Origin of the sequence: Hydrogenophaga sp. (genome assembly GCF_041633695.1) — a bacterium.
GTDB lineage: Bacteria > Pseudomonadota > Gammaproteobacteria > Burkholderiales > Burkholderiaceae_C > Hydrogenophaga.
Window position 1 is genome coordinate 1 of the sequence record NZ_JBFJMY010000438.1, and the last position, 3,455, is coordinate 3,455.

The 3,455-nt window shown below is 67.1% G+C and carries 4 protein-coding genes; all 4 read left to right on the forward strand.

Features of this window, described 5'->3' with window-relative positions; all coding sequences use genetic code 11:
- On the forward strand, positions 1-1,142 hold a 1,142-nt coding region (locus ABYB95_RS19665; RefSeq protein WP_372660779.1), incomplete at its 5' end, for an ABC transporter permease subunit.
- On the forward strand, positions 1,139-1,789 hold the full coding sequence (locus tag ABYB95_RS19670; protein ID WP_372660782.1) for an ATP-binding cassette domain-containing protein: 651 nt from the start codon (positions 1,139-1,141) through the stop codon (positions 1,787-1,789). The genes ABYB95_RS19665 and ABYB95_RS19670, both read left to right, overlap by 4 nt.
- A gap of 2 nt (positions 1,790-1,791) precedes the next feature.
- The gene (locus ABYB95_RS19675; protein ID WP_372660785.1) at positions 1,792-2,397 is read left to right on the forward strand and encodes a CDP-alcohol phosphatidyltransferase family protein; all 606 of its coding nucleotides are present in this window, start codon (positions 1,792-1,794) and stop codon (positions 2,395-2,397) included.
- 131 nt (positions 2,398-2,528) lie between these two features.
- The coding region (locus tag ABYB95_RS19680; RefSeq protein ID WP_372660788.1) for a VTT domain-containing protein at positions 2,529-3,455 on the forward strand (927 nt) is incomplete at its 3' end.

A 3,455-nucleotide genomic window follows, 5' to 3' on the forward strand; every position in this document is an offset into this window, starting at 1 on the left:
AGAACAACGTCCAGGGGGCCAGCGACTCGGGGCTCATCCCCATGGTCTACCCCGACTACCAGTCCGTCGAGGATCCGGCCATCCGCGCCAAGTTCGAGAAAGCCTGGGGTCGGGAGCTCGATCCCGACAATGGGCTCACGGTGGTGGAGATGGCCTTGGTCATCGGCCCGGCCTCGCCGCCCACGCTGGCCATGCTGGCCTGGCAGTGGCTGCAAGACGCCGACCCCGCCGTGGCGGCACAAGGGGCGGCTGCGGGCGGCGTGCTCACGCTGCTGGTGCTGGCCTGCGCGCTGCTGTGGATGGCGCTGCAAAACCGGGCCCGGCGTTCGCTGCGCTTGCTGAACGGACGGCGTGGCCGCCAGCACGCCGCACCCGCCCAAGGCATGCCCGGCGGCCTGTGGCCACTCGCCGGGCTCTATGCCGCCGTGCTGCTGGCGCTGGCCGTGGGCAGCGTGGCCGGCATCTGGCCTTTTCCGGCGTTCTGGCCCGAACAGCTCAGCACCCGCGCCTGGGCCAGCGTGGCCGCCAGCAGCGGCAGTGCCTGGACCACGCTCAACCTGGCGGTAGCGTCGAGCGCGCTCGCCCAGGCCTGGAGCGTGGCCTGGCTGGAGCTGGCACCCCGCCGCTGGGACCAGGCCTTGCGCCCCCTGCTCTACCTGCCACTGGTGCTGCCCGCCGTGCTCTGGGTGGTGGGCCTGTACGCCATGGCTTTGCAACTGCGGCTGGAGGGTCAATGGGCCGGTCTGCTGCTGGCGCACACCCTTATGGTCTTGCCCTATGTGCTGCTCACGCTCTCGCCCGCCTACCTGGGTTTTGATGCGCGCTACGCCGCTCTCTGCGCCAGCCTGGGCCACGGGCGCGCCGCGTTTCTGTGGCGCGTCAAATGGCCGCTGCTGCGCCGCGCCATCGCCTCCAGCGCGGCGGTGGGTTTTGCCGTGAGTGTGGCGCAGTACCTGCCCACGCTCTACGTGGGCGCGGGGCGCTACGCCACCGTCACCACCGAAGCCGTCACGCTGGCCGCTGGGGCGCAGCGTTCGCTCACCAGCGCCTACGCCGCATTGCAATTCGCCTTGCCAGTGCTGGCCTTTGCGCTGGCCGCCTGGCTCGGGCGTGCGCGCCGCTTTGCACAGGTGCGCGCATGAGTCTTCAAGTACACATCGGCTGCCTGGGTCTGGCCACGCAAGCGCTGGTGCGCGATCTGCACCTGGCCGTGGCACCGGGCCAGATCCTCACGCTCATGGGCCCCAGTGGCAGCGGCAAGAGCTCGGTGCTGGCCGCCATCGCCGGTACCTTGCACGCCGTGGCCGATGGCGCGCAAGCCCTGCCTTTTGAGGGTTCGGTGCGGCTGCACGGCCAGGAGCTGGTCGGCCTGCCCACATCGTTGCGCGGCATCGGCCTGCTGTTCCAGGACGACCTGCTGTTCGCCCACATGACGGTGACCGAAAACCTCTTGTTCGCCGTGCCCCCCGGACCCAGAGCGCAACGCCTGGCCGATGTGGCGCAAGCGCTGAACGAAGCCGGTCTGCAAGACTACGGCGCGCGCGACCCCGGCACGCTGTCGGGCGGGCAGCGCGCGCGCGTGGCGCTCATGCGCGCGCTGCTGGCCCGGCCCAAAGCCTTGCTGCTGGACGAACCCTTTTCCAAACTCGACGCCACGCTGCGCGACCAGTTCCGCAGCTTTGTGTTCGAACACATACGCGCGCGCAACATCCCGGCCATCCTGGTCAGCCACGACGCCGCCGACGTGGCCGACCCGGCACTCGTGGTCGAACTCCACACGCCCGACTGAACATGCTCGACCACGCCATTCAAACCCGCATCAAGCCGCTGCTGAACCGCGCCGCGCGCCACCTGGTGCAAGCCGGCGTGGGGGCCGACACCATCACCTTTGCGGGTTTTGCGCTCGGCATGGCGGCGGCGCTGGCGATCGCCTTTGGCCATTTCCTGCCCGGCCTTGTGCTGCTGCTGCTCTCGCGCCTGATGGACGGCCTGGACGGCGCGGTAGCCCGCGCCACCACCCCCACCGACCGCGGCGGCTTTCTCGACATCACGCTGGACTTTCTGTTCTACGCCGCGATTCCACTGGCCTTTGCCGTGGCCGACCCCGCCGGCAACGCATTGCCCGCTGCCGTGCTGCTCGCCGCCTTCATGGGCACAGCCAGCAGTTTTCTGGCCTTTGCCATCGTGGCCGCGAAACACCGCATGGGCTCGCTGGACTTTCCCGACAAGAGTTTTTATTTCCTCGGCGGCCTGACCGAAGCGACAGAGACCATCACCGCCTTCGTGCTCATGTGCCTGTGGCCCGCCTGGTTCGCCCACATCGCCTACGGCTTCGCGGTGCTGTGCGGCATCACGGTGGTGATGCGCATTGGCTGGGGCTGGCAGCGGTTTCGGTGAGCCCTGAACGCGCCACATCCGTTGGCACGGCAAGCGGTCTGGCGCATGATGGCCCGTGGGCGCAAACAAGCGGCTGGTGTAAGAATGCTCGGCCCGCAGCGACCCATCCTCATGTGCCCAATGGAGTCCCCGTGAATATCCGCAAGATCGTTTTGCTGCTGGCCGTGTTGTTCGGCATCGGCGCCTTTTTCTATTTCGATCTGGGCCACTTTCTCAGCCTGGACTATCTGAAGCAAAGCCAGGCCGCGTTTGCCGAGCTGTACAACCGCCAGCCTGTGCTGGTGGCGTTGGCCTATTTCGGCATCTACGTGGCGAGCACGGCCCTGTCGCTGCCGGGAGCGGCCATCATCACCCTGGCGGGTGGCGCCATCTTTGGCCTGTGGTGGGGCACCTTGCTGGTGTCGTTCGCGTCCAGCCTGGGTGCCACGCTGGCGTTTCTGGTGTCGCGCTTCGTGCTGCGCACCAGCATCGAAGCGCGCTTTGGCCAGCGCCTGGCCGAAGTCAACCGGGGCATTCAAAAAGACGGCGCCTTCTACCTGTTCACCCTCAGGCTGATTCCGGTCGTGCCCTTTTTCGTCATCAACCTGGTAATGGGTTTGACGCAAATGAAGGCCCGCACCTTTTACTGGGTGAGCCAGCTCGGCATGCTGGCGGGCACCCTGGTGTATGTGAACGCGGGCACCCAGCTGGCGGGCATCGATTCACTCAAAGGCATTCTGAGCCCGGGCTTGATCGGCTCGTTTGTGCTGCTGGGCCTGTTTCCGCTGATCGCGCGCCGCATCGTCGAGGTGGTGAAAAAGCGGCAGGTGTATGCGCGTTGGCAAGCAGTCAAACCCAAAAGCTTCGACCGCAACCTCATCGTGATCGGTGCCGGTGCGGGCGGGTTGGTGTCGGCCTACATCGCCGCCGTGGTCAAAGCCAAGGTCACGCTGGTGGAGGCGCACAAGATGGGCGGCGACTGCCTGAACTACGGTTGCGTGCCCAGCAAGGCCTTGATCAAAAGCGCCAAGCTGGCCGAGCAGATGCGCCACGGCGAGCGCTACGGCCTGAGCAACCAG